Origin of the sequence: Cellulomonas sp. Y8, assembly GCF_008033115.1 — a bacterium.
Classification (GTDB): Bacteria; Actinomycetota; Actinomycetes; order Actinomycetales; family Cellulomonadaceae; genus Cellulomonas.
In genome coordinates this window covers 2,467,927-2,484,325 of sequence record NZ_CP041203.1, presented here as the reverse complement: position 1 = coordinate 2,484,325, position 16,399 = coordinate 2,467,927, and the positions used below count along the sequence as shown (strand labels likewise).

At 74.6% G+C, this 16,399-nt stretch carries 14 protein-coding genes and 1 pseudogene; 7 read left to right on the top strand and 8 right to left on the bottom strand.

Annotated elements, in window-relative coordinates; translation table 11 throughout:
- Positions 1-25 precede the first annotated feature (25 nt).
- From FKM96_RS11290 to FKM96_RS11280, 3 genes are read right to left on the bottom strand one after another with little or no spacing between them, the layout of a single operon-like run.
- Positions 26-919, bottom strand: a complete 894-nt coding sequence (locus tag FKM96_RS11290; protein WP_147795314.1) for a carbohydrate ABC transporter permease — start codon at positions 917-919, stop codon at positions 26-28.
- A gap of 8 nt (positions 920-927) precedes the next feature.
- Complete coding sequence (locus FKM96_RS11285) at positions 928-1,884, bottom strand: carbohydrate ABC transporter permease (protein ID WP_147795313.1); 957 nt, start codon at positions 1,882-1,884, stop codon at positions 928-930.
- A gap of 5 nt (positions 1,885-1,889) precedes the next feature.
- A complete protein-coding gene (locus FKM96_RS11280; protein ID WP_147795312.1) occupies positions 1,890-3,161 on the bottom strand; it encodes an extracellular solute-binding protein in 1,272 nt (423 codons plus the stop codon).
- A gap of 168 nt (positions 3,162-3,329) precedes the next feature.
- On the opposite strand from FKM96_RS11280, the gene FKM96_RS11275 reads away from it, so the two are divergent.
- On the top strand, positions 3,330-4,424 hold the full coding sequence (locus FKM96_RS11275; RefSeq protein WP_246854939.1) for a LacI family DNA-binding transcriptional regulator: 1,095 nt from the start codon (positions 3,330-3,332) through the stop codon (positions 4,422-4,424).
- A gap of 19 nt (positions 4,425-4,443) precedes the next feature.
- On the opposite strand, the gene FKM96_RS11270 is transcribed toward FKM96_RS11275, so the two are convergent.
- Positions 4,444-5,337 carry a LysR family transcriptional regulator gene (locus tag FKM96_RS11270; protein WP_147795310.1) on the bottom strand — a complete coding sequence of 298 codons (894 nt, stop codon included), beginning with the start codon at positions 5,335-5,337 and terminating at the stop codon, positions 4,444-4,446.
- Between the two features lie 116 nt (positions 5,338-5,453).
- On the opposite strand from FKM96_RS11270, the gene FKM96_RS11265 reads away from it, so the two are divergent.
- The gene (locus FKM96_RS11265; protein WP_147795309.1) at positions 5,454-6,770 is read left to right on the top strand and encodes an MFS transporter; all 1,317 of its coding nucleotides are present in this window, start codon (positions 5,454-5,456) and stop codon (positions 6,768-6,770) included.
- On the opposite strand, the gene FKM96_RS11260 is transcribed toward FKM96_RS11265, so the two are convergent.
- On the bottom strand, positions 6,755-8,044 hold the full coding sequence (locus tag FKM96_RS11260) for an NAD(P)-binding domain-containing protein (RefSeq protein WP_147795308.1): 1,290 nt from the start codon (positions 8,042-8,044) through the stop codon (positions 6,755-6,757). The genes FKM96_RS11265 and FKM96_RS11260 overlap by 16 nt on opposite strands.
- Positions 8,045-8,264: 220 nt before the next feature.
- Here FKM96_RS11260 and mshD point away from each other — a divergent pair, with 220 nt between their 5' ends.
- The 3 genes and pseudogenes from mshD to FKM96_RS11245 all read left to right on the top strand — a co-directional run bounded on the left by mshD (position 8,265) and on the right by FKM96_RS11245 (position 12,681).
- Positions 8,265-9,164, top strand: coding sequence for a mycothiol synthase (mshD, locus tag FKM96_RS11255; protein ID WP_168216961.1), 900 nt, complete (start codon positions 8,265-8,267; stop codon positions 9,162-9,164).
- A 324-nt stretch (positions 9,165-9,488) separates the two neighbouring features.
- Positions 9,489-11,698: pseudogene (locus FKM96_RS11250) on the top strand (RNA degradosome polyphosphate kinase).
- On the top strand, positions 11,695-12,681 hold the full coding sequence (locus FKM96_RS11245) for an NUDIX hydrolase (protein WP_147795306.1): 987 nt from the start codon (positions 11,695-11,697) through the stop codon (positions 12,679-12,681). The pseudogene FKM96_RS11250 and the gene FKM96_RS11245 overlap by 4 nt, the downstream one beginning before the upstream one ends.
- A 78-nt stretch (positions 12,682-12,759) precedes the next feature.
- On the opposite strand, the gene FKM96_RS11240 is transcribed toward FKM96_RS11245, so the two are convergent.
- Complete coding sequence (locus FKM96_RS11240; RefSeq protein WP_147795305.1) at positions 12,760-13,248, bottom strand: septum formation family protein; 489 nt, start codon at positions 13,246-13,248, stop codon at positions 12,760-12,762.
- Between the two features lie 170 nt (positions 13,249-13,418).
- Here FKM96_RS11240 and FKM96_RS11235 point away from each other — a divergent pair, with 170 nt between their 5' ends.
- Positions 13,419-13,742 carry a hypothetical protein gene (locus FKM96_RS11235; RefSeq protein WP_147795304.1) on the top strand — a complete coding sequence of 108 codons (324 nt, stop codon included), beginning with the start codon at positions 13,419-13,421 and terminating at the stop codon, positions 13,740-13,742.
- A gap of 5 nt (positions 13,743-13,747) precedes the next feature.
- On the top strand, positions 13,748-14,506 hold the full coding sequence (locus tag FKM96_RS11230; RefSeq protein WP_147795303.1) for a hypothetical protein: 759 nt from the start codon (positions 13,748-13,750) through the stop codon (positions 14,504-14,506).
- Here FKM96_RS11230 and FKM96_RS11225 read toward each other — a convergent pair.
- Together FKM96_RS11225 and FKM96_RS11220 are read right to left on the bottom strand one after the other, a co-directional pair.
- Entirely contained in the window at positions 14,481-15,485 is a 1,005-nt protein-coding gene (locus tag FKM96_RS11225) for an inorganic phosphate transporter (protein ID WP_147795302.1), read from the bottom strand. The genes FKM96_RS11230 and FKM96_RS11225 overlap by 26 nt on opposite strands.
- Before the next feature lie 6 nt (positions 15,486-15,491).
- A complete protein-coding gene (locus FKM96_RS11220) occupies positions 15,492-16,112 on the bottom strand; it encodes a DUF47 domain-containing protein (RefSeq protein ID WP_147795301.1) in 621 nt (206 codons plus the stop codon).
- Between the last annotated feature and the right edge of the window lie 287 nt (positions 16,113-16,399).

Below are 16,399 nucleotides of genomic sequence, written 5' to 3'. Positions count from 1 at the left end.
CGGGGAGCGCCCGGCGCGCCCGGGGTCACTTGAGGCCGACGGTGGCGATGCCCTGGACGAAGTACCGCTGCAGCGCGACGAACAGCAGGAGGATCGGCGTGATGACCAGCACCGCGCCGGCCAGCAGCAGGCCGTAGTCGGTCGCCTGCTGGCCCGTGGAGTACAGGGACAGCGCGACGGGCAGCGTGTACATGTCCTGGCTCTGCGCCGCGACGAGCGGCCACAGGAAGTTGTTCCACGAGCCGAGGAACGTGAGGATGCCGAGCGTCGCGAGCGGCGGACCGCACAGCGGCATGACGACTCGCGCGAAGATCCGCAGCTCGCCGGCGCCGTCGATCCGGGCGGCCTCCATCAGCGGCTCGGGGATGCCGAGCATGAACTGCCGCATGAGGAACACCCCGAGCGGCTGGGTCAGGAACGGCAGGATCAGCGCCGGGTACGTGTTCAGCAGGCCGAGCGAGGTGACCTGCACGAACAGCGGCACGAACGTCACGACGCCCGGGACCATCAGCATGATCATCACGAGCGCGAACAGCGCCTTCTTGCCCGGGAAGTCCATCTTCGCCAGCGCGTAGCCGACCATCGAGCAGAACAGCAGGTTCCCGAGCACGGTCACGACCGCGACGACCACCGAGTTGGTGAAGAACTGCCCGAAGTTCAGGTCGGTGAACCACCGCCCGAAGTTGTCGAACGTCGGGTCCTGCGGCCAGATCGTCGGCGGCTTGGTGAGGATCTCGCGCTGCGTCTTGACCGAGCCGAGCACCATCCAGACGAACGGCAGCAGCCAGAGCAGCACGCCGACGACGAGCACGGTGTAGGTGAGCGCGCGGCCCGTGGGCCGCCGGCGGCGGCGCGGCGGAGCAGGCTGCGCGAGCCGGTCGACGGCCGGGTGCGGCGACGGCGGGGTGATCGTGGACATGGTTCCCCCTAGTCCTGCGACCGCAGCAGCCGGAACTGCAGCAGGCTCATGAGCGCGATGGCCAGGAACAGCACGTACGACGCCGCCGACGCGAACCCGTACTTGCCGAAGCCGAACTGCTCGAACGTGTAGAACGCGGTCGACAGCGTGGAGTCGAGCGGGCCGCCCTGCGTCATCACGAAGGCCTCCTCGAAGAACTGCAGGTAGCCGACCGAGATGAGCACCGCGCCGAGCAGCAGCGTCGGGCGCAGCAGCGGCAGGGTCACGCTGCGGAACCGGCGCCACGGGGACGCGCCGTCCATGACCGCGGCCTCCTGGACCTCGGCGGGCACGGCCTGCAGACCGGCCAGGAAGATCACCATGAGCGTGCCGACGTTCCGCCAGACGGCCATGAGGATCAGCGACGGCAGCGCCCAGGTGGTCGAGCTCAGCCAGTTCGGCCCTTCGATCCCGACCCAGCCGAGCGCCGTGTTGAGCAGCCCGTCGGGCTGCAGGATGTACCGCCACACCACCGACACCGCGACGATGCTGGTGACGACCGGGGCGTAGAACCCGACGCGGAACGCCGACCGGAACCGGCTGATCCCGGAGTTCAGCGCGACGGCGAGCGCCAGGGCGACCGCCATCGTCACGGGGATGCCGACGATCACGAACGTGCCGGTCACGCTGAGGGACTTCAGGAACCGCGCGTCGCCGAACAGCGCGACGTACTGGTCGAGGCCGACGAAGTTCACCGCGAACGGCGTGCGCACGTCCCGCGACGTGAAGTCCGTGAACGACATCGCGAACGACGACACCAGCGGCACGAGCATGAAGAACCCGAACACCAGGACGAACGGCAGCGCGAACATCCACGCGACCATCCCCTGGCGCCGGCGGCGGGCGGCGGCCGGCCCGCGGGAGGGGGCCGGCGCCCGGCCGGGTCGCGTGGACCCGGCCGGGCGGGGTGCGGCTGTGGTGGTCATGGGGGTCAGCCCACGCCGATCGACGTCGCCTGCTGCTGCAGCTCCGCGAGGGCCTCCTCGGGCGCCTCGCCGCTGACGGTCATCCGCTCGAGCACGGAGTCGGCGGCCGCGCCGACCTGCACCCACGCGGTGTTCACCGGCGGGGCCTGCGTGTCCTCGAGCTGCTCGCCGAACACGGCCAGCTTCTGGTCGTCGGCCAGCGACGGGTCGTCCCACGCGGACTGCTGCGACGGCAGGTCGCCGGTCACGTCGTACCACTTCACCTGGACGTCCGGCTGGGTCAGCCAGTCGACGAGCTTCCACGCGGCGTCGGCGTTGTCCGAGTCCTGGAACACGACCAGGTTGGAGCCGCCCGCGAACGAGGTCGACGACTCCCCGGCCGGGATGCGCGCGGTGGCGTACTTGTCCTCGAAGCCCTCGCCGCCGAGCGTGGCGAGCTGGCCCATCATGAACGGGCCGTCGATGAGCATCGGCGTGGTGCCGGCGACGAACTCCGCCTCCTGGGCGCCCGCGCTCCGGTCGGCCGAGGCGTTCGCGACGCCGTCCGAGAAGAACGACGTGTAGTAGTCGTAGGCCTCGACCATCTCCGGGGTGTCGAGCGTCCACTCGGTCTGGTCGTCGTTCATCAGGCTCGCGCCGTTCGACCACGGGGCCCACAGCGAGCCCTGGAACGAGTCGTTGCCAGCGGACTGCAGCCGGATGCCGTAGTCGGCGCCCGCCTTGGCCTGCATGTCGGCGGCCATCTGCTTGAGGTCCTCCTGCGTGGCCGGCGCCTCGGTCCAGCCCGCCTGCTCGGCGAGGTCGGTCCGGTAGTACAGGACGCGGGTGTCCACGTACCACGGGACGCCGATCGCGGTGCCGTCGAGCTCCGCCGTGCCGAGCGAGCCCTCGAAGATGCCGCTGGTGTCGATGGCGTCCGGGACGGCGGCGAACGCGTCGCCGAACTCGGCCATCCACGTGGTGCCCATCATCGCGACGTCCGGCGTGGTGCCGGCGGCGATGGCGGTCTGGAACTTGTCGCGCGCCGCGTCCCACGGGATCGGCACGACCTCGATGTCGACGTCCGGGTTGGCGTCGGTGAACTCCTGGACGAAGTCGGGCAGCGCCTCGCCCTCGGCGCCCATGGCCCAGACGGTGAGCTCGCCGGAGGCGGCCCCCTCGGACAGCGTCGCGGCGTCGGTGGCGCCGCCGCCGGTGTCGTCGGAGCGGCCGCACGCGGTCAGCGCGGTCACGGCGAGCGCGGTCACCACGGCGACGCGCGCAGCGGGACGGATCATGGTTCGTTCCTCCTCGAACGGACGGGTGGCGCGTGCGGCGGGCGCCTCGCGCTTCTATGCGCTTAGATGCACAGGTCATGTTAAGCGCATAGAATGAACCGCGCAAGGGGGCCCGGTCCGGGGCGCCGGAACCCCTACCATCGTGCGGGGCCCCGAGGAGGTGGTGCAGTGCCGCGTCGACCGACCGTCTACGACGTCGCCGAGCGCGCGGGGGTGTCGATCGCCACCGTGTCGTTCACCTTCCGGCAGCCCGAGCGGGTCCGCGACTCCACCCGCGCCGCGGTGCTCGTCGCCGCGGGCGAGCTCGGCTACGTGCCGAACGCCAGCGCGCGCGGCCTCGCCCACGGACGCACCGGGGCGCTCGGCCTGTACTCGTTCGACCTCATGCTCGCCGCACCGCAGAAGGGCGCCGACGGCGCGCTGCCGGTCGCCACGCCGACGCCGGTCGACGACACCGACCCCGACGCCGACCCGCGCGCCTTCCCGCTGTACGTGGACGAGGTGCAGCGCGGCTTCGAGCTCGAGTGCTGGCAGCGCGGCCAGGCCCTGCTGCTGAGCAGCGGGAGCGGCTCGGGGGCGTCGGTGACCGAGGTCGCGGGCCGCGTCGACGGCCTCGCGGTGTTCCCGGGCCCGACGCCCGTCGGCACGCTGGAGAACGTCGCGCGGCGCATCCCCGTCGTCGCGTTCAGCACGCCCCCGGTCGCCGACGGCCTGCACCACATCGGCGTCGACAACCGTGCGGGGATGCGCGACGTGGTCGACCACCTGGTCCGGGACCACGGGCTGCGCGACCTCGGCTTCGTCGGACGGCTGACCACCCCCGACTACGGCGAGCGGTTCGCCGGCTTCCGGGAGGCCGTCGCCGCCGCCGGGCTGCCCGAGCCCGCCGAGCCGCTCGACCCGACCGACCTCGCCGAGCCGCACCGGTTCGAGGTGCTGGCCGCGCTCGCCGCCGAGGACCGGCTGCCGCGGGCGCTGGTCTGCGCGAGCGACCAGCTGGCGCTCGGCGTGCTCGACCTGCTCGCCGCGCGCGGGGTGCCCGTGCCGGAGCGGGTCGTGGTCACCGGGTTCGACGGCATCCTCGCCGGGCGGCTGGCCCGACCGTCGCTCACCACGGTGCGGCAGCCGATGGCGGCGATGGGCCGGCTGGCCGTGCAGGTGCTCGTGCGGCACGCCGGGGCCCCGGCGGAGGAGCCGGAGTCGCACCGGCTGCCCGTGCGGGTGGTGCGACGCGAGTCCTGCGGCTGCCCGCCGCCCGCCTGAGCCGGCGGGCCCGCTGCGGTCAGCCCGCCGCGTGCTCGCGCACGTGCCGGACCAGCGCCGCCGTGGCCGCCGACGGCCGCCGGTCCCGCGGCACCGCGAGCGCCAGCGGCCAGCGCGGCCCGGCGGCGAGCGCGACCACCGGGAGGTCGGGCGCGGCCTCGGCGGTGAACCGCGGCACGATCGCGACCCCCAGCCCGTGCCGCACGTAACCCGCGACGGTCCCGATGTCGGCGACCTCCACCGTCACCCGGCGCTCCAGCCCCGCGGCGTCGAACGCCGCGTCGGTCGCCGCGCGGTTGCCGTACCCCGCCGGCGAGTCGATGAAGTCGAGCCCGGCGAGCTCCCCGAGGTCGACGGGACGGCCACCGTCCCGCGCCGCGAGGTCGTGCCCCGCCGGGAGCAGCAGGTCCATGGGCGCCGAGGCGAGGTCGATCAGCGGCACGCCCGGGGCCGCCCCGGCGGGCAGCGACACGAACGCGAGGTCCAGGTGCCGGTCCGCCACCGCCCCGGCCAGGCCCGCGGAACCCGAGGTCGACGCGCTGAGCCGGAGCGCGACGCCGGGGTGCGCGCGGTGGAACGCACCCAGCAGCGCGGGCACGTCGACCAGTCCCACCGACGGCATGGTCCCGACCCGGACCGTCCCGGACAGCCCGCCCCGCACCAGGTCCACCGCCTCGCGGGCGTCCCGGGCCGCGTCGAGCGCGGCGCGGGCGTGCGGGAGCAGCGCGGCGCCCGCGTCCGTCAGCGCGACCCGGCGCGGGCCGCGGGCGAGCAGGGGCGCGCCGACCTCGCGTTCCAGCGCCTGGACCGACGCGGACACCGCGGACTGCACGAGCAGCAGCCGCCCGGCCGCCGCCGTGAACGTGCCCTCCTCCACGACGGCGACGAACGCGGCTAGCTGCCGGAGCTCCATGCGTCGATCCTATCGATGCTGTCGATGGCGACCAGCGAGAACCAATGTTGGACGCGATGCCACCTCCGGGCGCACGGTGGGCGGAGCACGCACCCGACCGAGAGGACGGCCGCCCGATGTCCACCCCCACGCTCCCCCGCTCCCACCGGACGCCCCGCACGCCCGCGCCCGCGCACCCCGGCGACGAGCACCTTGCCCGCCCCTCGGACGCCCGCACCACCGGCCCCCGGCCCGCCGCCTCGCCCGCCCGGCACCGCGCCGGCTTCTGGCTCGTCGCCGCGGCCTTCCTCGCCACGATGGCGTTCTCCACGGTCCCCGCGCCGCTCTACCCGCTGTACCAGGCGGCGGACGGGTTCTCGACGTTCACCGTCACGGTCGTGTTCGCCGCGTACGCGGTCGGCGTCGCGCTCGCGCTGGTGCTGGCCGGGCACGTGTCCGACTGGCTCGGCCGCCGGCGCGTGCTGCTCCCCGCCCTGGCGCTCGAGCTCGCCGCGGCCGCGCTGTTCCTGTCCGGCACGGGGCTCGCCACGCTGCTGGTCGCCCGGTTCGTCAGCGGCCTCGGCGTCGGGATGCTCACCGCCACGGCGACCGCCCACCTCGCCGAGCTGCACGCCGCGCACCGCCCCGGGGACGCGGGGCACCGGCCGCAGGTCGTCGCCGTCGTCGCGAACATCGGCGGCCTCGGTGCCGGCGCGCTCGCCGCGGGGGCCCTCGCGCAGACGGGGGTGGCCCCGCTGCGGCTGCCCTACCTGGTGTTCGTGGCGCTTCTCCTGCTGGGCGTCGTGGGCGTGCTGATCGCTCCGGAGACGGTCAGCCGTCCCGCGGCGCGCCCGGCGTACCGGCCGCAGCGCCCGCGCCGAGCGGGCGGCGACCCCGCGGCGCAGCGCCTGGCGTACGCGGCCGCGTTCGCGTCGTTCGCGGTGTTCGGGGTGTTTACGTCGGTGGCGCCGGGGTTCGTGGGCGGCACCCTGCACCACACGTCGCGGCTGCTCGCGGGGCTGGTGGTGTTCGTCGTCTTCGGCGCCGCGGCCGCGGTCCAGGCGGCGACCACCCGGGTGCGGCCGGCGACGCGGCTGCGGGCCGGCCTCGCGACGCAGGCGGCCGGGCTGGTGGTGCTGACCGCCGGGATGCTGGCCGAGCGCCTCGACGTGTTCCTCGTCGGCGGCCTCGTCACCGGCGCCGGCGCGGGTCTGCTGTTCGCGGCAGCGTCGGGCACGATCGCCGCGGCGGCGGCGCCGCACCAGCGGGGCGAGGCGCTGGCCGGGCTGTTCCTGGTCGCGTACCTCGGGCTGAGCCTGCCCGCGATGGGGCTCGGGCTGATCGCCCGCGCGCTCCCGCAGTCGACCGCCATGGCCGTGCTGGCGGGCACCCTGCTGGCGCTGCTCGCGGCGCTGGCGGTCGCCGCCCGTCGCGCGGGTCAGACGCCGAGGTAGCGGCGGAGCTGGCGGACCGCGGCGCGGCCGGCGCGGTTCGCGCCGACCGTGCTCGCGCTCGGCCCGTACCCGACCAGCTGGACGCGCGGGTCGGCGACCACGCGGGTGCCGTCCATGACGATCCCGCCGCCGCTGCCCCGCAGCCCGAGCGGCCGCAGGTGGTCGAGCGCCGCCCGGAACCCGGTGGCCCACAGCACCGCGTCCGCCTCGACGTGCTCGGGGCCCGTGACCCAGCCGTCGGCGAGCGGCCCGCGCGCGGCGGCCTCGTCCCAGTCGGCCCCGTCCGGCACGAGCCGGGCGAACATCGGCCGCGCCACGAGCACCCCGCGCGCGATGCCGTCCCGGTACGTGTCGGTGAGCGGCAGGCCGGTGGCGGCGACGATGCTCTGCGGCGGCAGCCCGGCCCGGGTGCGCTCGTCGACCCGCGTCACCGCCTCGCGCCCGAGCTCCGGGCTGAACTCGGCGTCCCGCCAGTCCGGCGGACGGCGGGTGACCCAGGTCGTCGACGCCGCCACGGGGTGGATCGCGAGCAGGTGCTGCACCGCGGAGATGCCACCGCCCACGACGACCACCCGGCGGCCGGCGAACTCCTCCGGCGACCGGTAGTCGTGGGTGTGCCGCTGGATGCCCGCGAAGGAGGCGGCGCCCGGGTACGTCGGCCAGAACGGCCGGGTCCACGTCCCGGTCGCGTTCACCAGGGCGCGCGTGTGCCAGGTCCGGGTCACCCGGCGGCGCGCGGTCGCGGCCTCCGCCCGGCAGGCGCCGACGCCGCCCCCGAGGCCGTCGTCCGGGTCGGGCGCCGCGACCGGGACGCGCTCGGTCTCCTCGGTCTCGACGGCCAGCAGCCGCCCCGGCCCGCCGACGTCCCGGACGCGGCGCACCTCGACGGGCCGCCGGACGGCGAGGCCGAGGTCGCGCTCGTAGGAGCCGAAGTACCGGGTCAGGGCGCGGCTCGCGGGCTCGTCGGCGTCGAAGGTCGGCAGCGGGCGGCCGGGCAGCTCGTACACGCCGTTGACCGTGGCCATCGTCAGGCCGGGCCAGCGTTCGCGCCAGGCGCCGCCGGGTCCGGCGGCCGCATCGAGCACGACGTAGGTGGGGCGGCCGTCCGCGGCGGGGCGCGCCGCGCGGCGGCCGGGGGCGGGGTGGTCGGGACCCGTCGGCGCCGCCGGGATGAAGCCCGAGCGCTCCAGGTGCGCCGCCACGGCGAGCCCGGCCTGCCCGGCGCCGACGACCACGACGTCCGCCGAGGCGGGGGTCGGGTTCTCGTCGGGCATGCCTGGTGCAACGCGGCACCCCCGCCGGTCGTTCCCCCGGCAGCGCCCCGTCGTGCGCGCCGACCGGGGTCGTCCGCGCCGAGCGCGGCAGATCGCGCCGACCGCGGCACCTCCAGCCACCGCGCTCGGCGGCACCGACCGCGCTCGGTGCGTGCGCCCGGCGCTGCCGCGTCCGCGCCCGGTGCGCGCGCCCAGAGCGCCCGGGTGGTGGGATGAGGCCGTGCCCGATCTCACCAGCCGTCCCGGCGCCCTGCCCGCCGCCACCGCCGCCGCCGTCCGCGACCTCGCCGCCGCAGCAGCGGCCCATGACGGCGTCGCCCCCCTGTCCGAGCAGCCGCTGCTCTGGCTGACCGGCGGCGGCCCGGACGTCGTGCACGTCCTGGCCGGCGATGCGGACGCCTCGACGGGCTACGCCCAGGTCGACCTCCGCGACCCGGCGCTCGCCACCGCCGAGGTCGTCGTGCACCCGGACGCGCGCCGCCGCGGCACCGGCACCGCCCTGCTCGACGCCGCCCTGGCCGCGGCCCGCGCCCGCGGCGGCGACGCGGTGTCCGTGTGGGCGCACGGCGACGTGGCCCCGGCCCGGGCGCTGGCGACGTCGCGCGGCCTGCCGGTCGTGCGCGAGCTGTGGCAGATGGCGCTCGACCCGCTGACCGCACCCGACCCCGACGCGGCCCCGCTCCCCGCCGGCGTCACGGTCCGCACCTTCGAGCCGGGCCGCGACGAGGACGCCTGGGTCGCCGTGAACGCGCGCGCCTTCGCGCAGCACCCCGAGCAGGGCCGGCTGACCCGCGCCGATTTGGAGGCCCGCGAGTCCGAGCCGTGGTTCGACCCGGAGGGGTTCCTACTGGCCGAGGAGGGTGGCACGCTGTTGGGCTTCGGCTGGACCAAGGTCGCCGAGCCCGGCGAGGGCGAGATCTACGCCCTCGGCGTCGACCCCGCGGCCCAGGGCCGGCGGCTCGGGCCCGCGCTGACCGCCCGGATGCTCGCACACCTGGCCCACCGCGGGGTCCCGCGCGTGGTGCTCTACACCGAGGGTGACAACGCGCCGGCGATCCGGGTCTACCGGGCGGCGGGGTTCGAGCGGTCGGCGGTGGACGTGGTCTACCGCGTGGGCTGAGGCCCCAGGTCGCCCTTCGGTCACCCGTCGGACACCTCCTGGTGCCACCATGTGGGGATGACCGACGCCACCGCCTCCGACGGCGCGCCCCGCAAGCCGCGCGCCCGCCGCGCCGCGCCTGCCGCCACGGCGGCCGCCGGGCGCACCAGCACGGGCCGGACCGGCGCCCGGTCCGCGGGCACCCGCACCGCCGCCTCGCGGAGCCGCGCGGCCACCACGCCGGCCACCGCCGAGGCGGACGGCCAGACCACCGCGCCCGCGGCATCGCCGCGCCCCCGGACGCTGGCCCCCGAGCTCGCCGCGCACATCGCCGAGCACATCGAGATGGGCGACGGCGCCCGCGGCGAGCAGCCCGCGCCCGAGGCCCCGCTGCCCGCCGACCGGTTCCTCGACCGCGAGGTCAGCTGGCTGGCCTTCAACCAGCGCGTCCTGGAGCTCGCGGAGGACGAGACCCAGCCGCTGCTGGAGCGGGTGCGGTACCTCGCGATCTTCGCGTCCAACCTGGACGAGTTCTTCATGGTCCGGGTCGCCGGCCTGAAGCGGCGCATCGCCACCGGCCTGGCCGTCACGGCGGCCTCGGGCCTGAGCCCGCGCCAGGTGCTGGAGGCGATCAGCCAGCGCGCGCACGAGCTCGCCGCCCGGCACGCGCAGGTGTTCGCCGACCAGGTGCAGCCCGAGCTGGCGACGCAGGGCATCACGCTGGTGCGCTGGGAGCAGCTGGGCGAGGCCGAGCAGGACCGGTTGCGGAAGTACTTCCGGAAGCAGATCTTCCCGGTGCTGACCCCGCTGGCGGTCGACCCCGCACACCCGTTCCCGTACATCTCCGGGCTGTCGCTGAACCTGGCCGTCGTCGTGGTGAACCCGTCGACGGGCAAGGAGCACTTCGCCCGGGTCAAGGTGCCGCCGCTGCTCCCCCGGTACATCGCGGTCGACTGGCGCGGGCGCCCGACCGACGCGTCCGGCTCGGCCTCCGACCGCGGCCCGATGTCGTTCGTGCCGGTCGAGGACGTCATCGCGCAGCACCTCGACCAGCTGTTCCCCGGCATGGAGGTCAGCGAGCACCACACGTTCCGCGTCACCCGGAACGAGGACGTGGAGGTCGAGGAGGACGACGCGGAGAACCTGCTCCAGGCGATGGAGAAGGAGCTGCTGCGCCGGAAGTTCGGCCCGCCGGTCCGCCTCGAGATCGCCGACTCGATCAGCCCGCGCATCCGGTCGCTGCTGGTCCGCGAGCTCGGGGTCGCGGAGGACGAGGTCTACGAGATGCCCGCGCCGCTCGACCACACCGGCCTCAACCTCATCGCCGACCTGGACCGCGCGGACCTGCAGTACCCGCGGTTCGTGCCGACGACGCACCGGTTCCTGGCCGAGGTCGAGAGCGCCAACCCGACGGACGTGTTCGCCGCGATCCGGGCCCGGGACATCCTGCTGCACCACCCGTACGACTCGTTCTCGACGTCGGTGCAGACCTTCCTGGAGCAGGCCGCGGCCGACCCGAAGGTCCTGGCGATCAAGCAGACGCTCTACCGGACGTCGGGCGACTCCCCGATCGTGGACGCGCTGATCGACGCCGCCGAGGCCGGCAAGCAGGTCCTCGCCCTGGTCGAGATCAAGGCCCGGTTCGACGAGCAGGCCAACATCGAGTGGGCCCGCAAGCTGGAGCAGGCCGGCGTGCACGTGGTCTACGGCATCGTCGGGCTGAAGACGCACGCGAAGCTGTCGCTGGTCGTGCGCCAGGAGTCGGACGGCCTGCGCCGGTACTGCCACGTCGGCACCGGCAACTACAACCCGAAGACCGCGCGGATCTACACCGACCTGGGCCTGCTGACCTGCGACCCGGACGTCGGCCAGGACCTCACCCGGCTGTTCAACCAGCTGTCCGGCTACGCGCCGAAGTCGCGGTTCCACCGGCTGCTCGTCGCGCCGCGCTCGGTGCGCTCGGGGCTGATCGAGCGGATCGACCGCGAGGCGGAGGCCGCTCGCGCGGGCCGGCCGTCCTGGATCAAGCTCAAGGTCAACTCGATGGTCGACGAGGAGACCATCGACGCCCTGTACCGCGCCTCGCAGGCGGGCGTCCCCGTCGACCTGTGCGTCCGCGGCATCTGCGCGCTGCGGCCCGGCGTCCCGGGGCTCTCCGAGACGGTGCGCGGGTGCGCTCGATCCTCGGCCGGTTCCTGGAGCACTCCCGCGTGTACGCGTTCGCGGCGGACGCGGGCGTCACCGAGGAGGTCGCCGACATCGGCCGCGAGGGCAGCACCCTGCTGCCCGGCCCGGAGGTCTACATCGGGTCGGCCGACCTCATGCACCGCAACCTCGACCGGCGCGTCGAGGCCCTGGTCCGGCTGTCCGACCCGGACCAGGTCGCGGAGCTGGTCGGCCTGCTCGACGAGTCGATGGCCGACGAGACCTCGTCGTGGCACCTCGGCCCGGACGGCGCCTGGACCCGGCACGCGCAGGGCCCGGACGGGCCGCTGCGCGACCTGCAGTCCACCCTGATCTACCGCCAGCGCCGCCGCCTGGGCTCGGGCCGGTGAGCGCCGGGCCGACCGCGCTCGTCCGTGCGGCGGGCGCCCTTGTCTGGCGCGTCCGCCAGGGCCGCCTGCAGGTCGTCCTCGTGCACCGCCCCCGGTACAAGGACTGGTCCTGGCCGAAGGGCAAGCTCGAGCCCGGGGAGCACGTGACGACCGCCGCGGTCCGCGAGGTGGAGGAGGAGTCCGGGCTCGAGATCGTGCTCGGCCGCCCCCTGCCCGGGCTGGAGTACAAGCTCGCGGACGGGCGGCGCAAGCGGGTGCACTACTGGGCGGCGCAGGTCGCCGGCCGTCCCGACCGCCCCGCGGTGCACGCCCGCCCCCCGGCCGTGCACGCGTCGCGGGACGAGATCGACGCCGTGCGCTGGGCGGACGTCGACGTGGCGCGCAAGCGCCTGACCCGCGAGGACGACCGCATCCCGCTCGACGCCCTGGTCGCCGCGCACGAGGCGGGGACGCTGGACACCCGAGCGGTCCTGGTCGTCCGGCACGGCCGCGCCAAGAGCCGGTCGTCGTGGAAGGGCGAGGAGGGCACGCGCCCGCTCACCGACGTCGGCCGGCTGCAGGCCGGGGCGCTCGTGCCGGTGCTGTCCGCCTACGGCGTCGCCGACGTGGTCACGAGCCCGTGGCTGCGGTGCTGCGCGACCGTCGAGCCGTACACGACGGCGGCGGGGCTGACCCCGGACCGGCGCGAGCCGCTCACCGAGGCGGAGCACGCCGACTCGCCGGAGAAGACCGCCGAGGCGGTGGCCGCCGTCCTGCGCACCCGGTCGGACCTCGCGCTGTGCACCCACCGGCCCGTGCTGCCGACGGTGCTCGACGTCGTGCGCGCGCACGCCCCCGAGGACGTCCGCGACCGGCTGCCCGCCGAGAACCCGTACCTGCGGCCGGGCCAGGTGCTCGTGTGCCACGTGGTGCGGACGGACCGCGACGCCCCGGACGAGGTGCGCGTCGAGGACGTCGAGCTGCACACGCCGCTGGGCAGCTGACGCCCCCACGCACGACGACGGCGCGCCACCCCGGCGAGGGGCGGCGCGCCGTCGTGCGTCGCGCGAGAGCGGGGTCCCTCAGACCGCGGCGCCCTCGAGCGTCCCGGTGACGGGCTCCTCGACCATGAGGATGCACTGCACCTCGCGGTCGCCGTCCGCCCACGACACCTCGCTCGGGGTCAGCGGTCCGGCGCCGATCGTGGAGGTCTCGTAGGCCATGCCCACGAACGGCTCGAAGGCGTCGTAGCAGAACTGCTCCGCCTGGGTGTCGATGTCGGCCGGGTACTCGTCGCCCTTCAGGCGGGTCTCGGCGTAGACCTCGCCGTCGTGCGGCTCGCTGCACGGGACGGTCGGCAGCGACTCGACCTGGGTCTCGGTCACGTCGGCCACGTTCAGGCAGTCGCCGACCTCGAGGGAGAAGACGTTCACGTCGGCCGCCTCGGTGATCTCCCCGGACGCCTCGTCGCGCTGGCCGTCGCCCGCGCCGCAGGCGGACAGGGCGAGCGCGGCGCCGGCCGCCAGGGACACAGCGGACATCCAGCGCACGGTCAGGTTCTTCGCAGTCATGGGACGAGTGAATCGCGTCCTCGTCGCGAATGTCCAGTTCGCGCCCGTTCGGGAACGTTCGGGCAGCACCTAGGGCGCACCACTCACCGCCGTGTTCAGGCACCCACGGGCTGGGCCACACCCTACGGTCGTCGCCACGAGGACCCACCGGCCGACGACGAGGACGTGCCATGGCAGACCTGACCACCGACCGCGCTGCCGTCGACGTGGCCGCCTCACGGCTCGCCGGGTACGGCCACACGCTCCCGAGCCCGTGGGCCGCCGACGTGGACGGGTGCGGCAGCAGTGCGGTCGCCGAGGCGGCGAGGGCGGTGAACACCACCGTCGGGGCTTGCGAGGCCCTCCGCTCGATCGACGACCAGCAGCTCCGCGAGGGCGTCGTAGTACGGCGCGTGGCCGCCCAGCTCGCCGAGCTGTTGGGCGGTTCCGAGGACCGGGCGATGCGGATCTACACCGACACGCGCGACGCGTTTCGCTCGCCGGCGAGGAGCTGAGCCCGGTGACCCGACGCCGACGTGCGCTCGTGCTCGGCGCGCTCGGCGCCACGCTCCTGGTCGCGGTCCTGGCGTGGCACCCCTGGGCGGGGTACACCGTGCCCCCGCGCGGAGTCGAGGAGAGCACCCCGGCCGAGGCATCCGGACCGGCTCCGGTCCCCGCGATCATCTGGCCCTACGGAACGCCCGACGACGGCCCCTGGGCCGACGACGAGTGGGTCCTGGCCCTGCGCCAGTTCGACCTGCTGACAGCGGCGGCCAACTACCACCACGACTACTCCGATCCCCGCCTGACCGCCTTCGCGTCCGAGCAGTCCCTGCAGTCGCGCGCGGTCGGAGCGTTCAATGCGGCGCTCGGTGCTCGGGACCCCGACCACCGCCTCTTCCGCCCGATCACGTACCGGCCCGGGCCGCGACCGTTGGTCGTCCTGGCCGTGGAGCCCGGCAAGATCGGCGCGACGATCCGGGTCTGCGTGCCCGAGAGCTGGGGGGCTACCTCGACCGACGACGTCCACGACCCACCCGACACCGGGATCGTGCGGCGGTGGGAGATGTACCGCACGCCCACCGGCGACATCTGGCCGACGGACCCACACCCCGAGGTCTCCCGCGGTGGCGGCACGACCCCGTGCGACCTGTCTCGCGTGCGCTTCGGGTACTTCGACCCCGCCCCGCCCTACGGCGAGGCCGTCGACCCGGGCACGGTCATCGGACCCGACGGCACCCCCGTCGCCCCAATCAGTTCAGGAACGGGCTCAGCATGAAGTACACCAACGCGGCGACCGCGGCGGCCGCGGGGATGGTGAGCACCCACGCGATGCCGATGTTCTTCGCGACGCCCCAGCGGACCGCGGACAGCCGCTTGGTCGCGCCGACGCCCATGATCGCCGAGGTGATCGTGTGCGTGGTCGACACCGGTGCGTGCAGCGCGAACGCGTTCACGTAGAGCACCACCGCGGAGACCGACTCGGCGACGAACCCGCGGGCCGGGTCGAGCTCGATGATCTTGCGGCCGAGGGTGCGCATGATGCGCCAGCCGCCGGAGTAGGTGCCGAGCGAGATGGCGGTGGCGGCGGCCAGCTTCACCCAGAGCGGGATGCCCTGCTCCGGGTTCGCCCAGCCCACGGTGAGCAGCGCCATGAAGATCACGCCCATGGTCTTCTGCGCGTCCTGCAGGCCGTGGCCGAGGGCCATCGCGGCGGCCGACACGGTCTGCGCTAGGCGGAACCGGCGGGTCGTCCGCGACGGCGACGCGTTCCGGATGAGCCACAGCAGGCCGACCATGACGAGGAACGCCAGGAAGAACCCGATGAGCGGCGAGAAGACCATCGGCAGGACGACCTTGTCGACGATCGCCGAGCCGTAGATCATCAGCCCGCCCGCGAGGCCGGCGCCCACGAGGCCGCCGATGAGCGCGTGCGTCGAGGACGACGGCAGGCCGAACCACCACGTGATGAGGTTCCACACGATCGCGCCGACCAGCGCGCAGAGCACGACCACGAGGGCCTGGTGCGGTGACGCGTCGCCGAGGTCGACGATCGAGGTCGCGATCGTCTCCGCGACCTCGGTGCCGAGCAGGGCGCCGGTGAAGTTCATGACCGCGGCCATCAGCAGCGCGGCCCGCGGCGTCAGCGCGCGCGTCGACACCGAGGTGGCGATGGCGTTGGCGGCGTCGTGGAAGCCGTTGGTGTAGTCGAAGCCGAGGGCCAGGGCGACCACGACCACGACGAGCGCGAGTTCCACCGGGACTCAGGACTCCTTGAGCGCGATGGTCTCGACCATGTTCGCGACCTTCTCGAACGCGTCGGCGGCGTCCTCGAGCTTCTCGACGACCTCCTTGAGCTTCATCAGGAGGATCGGGTCGGTGATCTCGTCGAACATCTGCGCGAGCAGCTTGCGGTGCGACTTGTCGGCCTGGTTCTCGAGCCGGTTGACCTCGACCCAGTACTCGGCGAGGTTCTCCATCGAGCGCAGCCGGGGCATCGCCTCGGCGGTCAGCTCGGCCGAGCGCTGCAGCACCTGCACCTGGTCGGCGACCCGCGGGGGGAGCTCGTCGATCTTGTACAGGACGATGAGGTCGGCGGCCTCCTCCATGAAGTCCATGCAGTCGTCCAGCGCGGACGCGAGGCCGTAGATGTCGTCCCGGTCGAACGGGGTGACGAACGTCTGGTTCAGCCGCCGCATGATCTGGTGGGTCGCCTCGTCGGCGAGGTGCTCGACGTCGCTCATCTGCTTGGCGAGCGCCTTGCGGGTCGCGCGGTCCGCGCCCAGCAGCTCGGCGAGCAGGTTGGCTCCGGTGACCAGGTGCGCCGCCGACGCGGCCAGGAGGTCGAAGAACGAGGTGTCGCGCGGGGTGAGGCGCAGGCGCACGAGAGGCTCCGCAGGAGAGGGGCTTGGTCAGGCACAGGCTAGGGCAGCCGCGGGGTGAACTCACAACCCCGCAAGTGAACCCAGGGTGAACGCACAGCATCCTCAGCGTGACGCACGACCGCCCGGCCCGCGCGTGGGACGGAGGTCACACGCCGGGGCCGGGCGGGGAGGGTGAGGACGCCGGACCGGGAAGCGCCTCTCGGCGCGCGGCCGCTCGGAGCGGCTTGAGTTGGAGCCCGGGGCTACCGCGGCCCGGCGTCGGGTTCGAGTTTACGCGCCGCGACCGA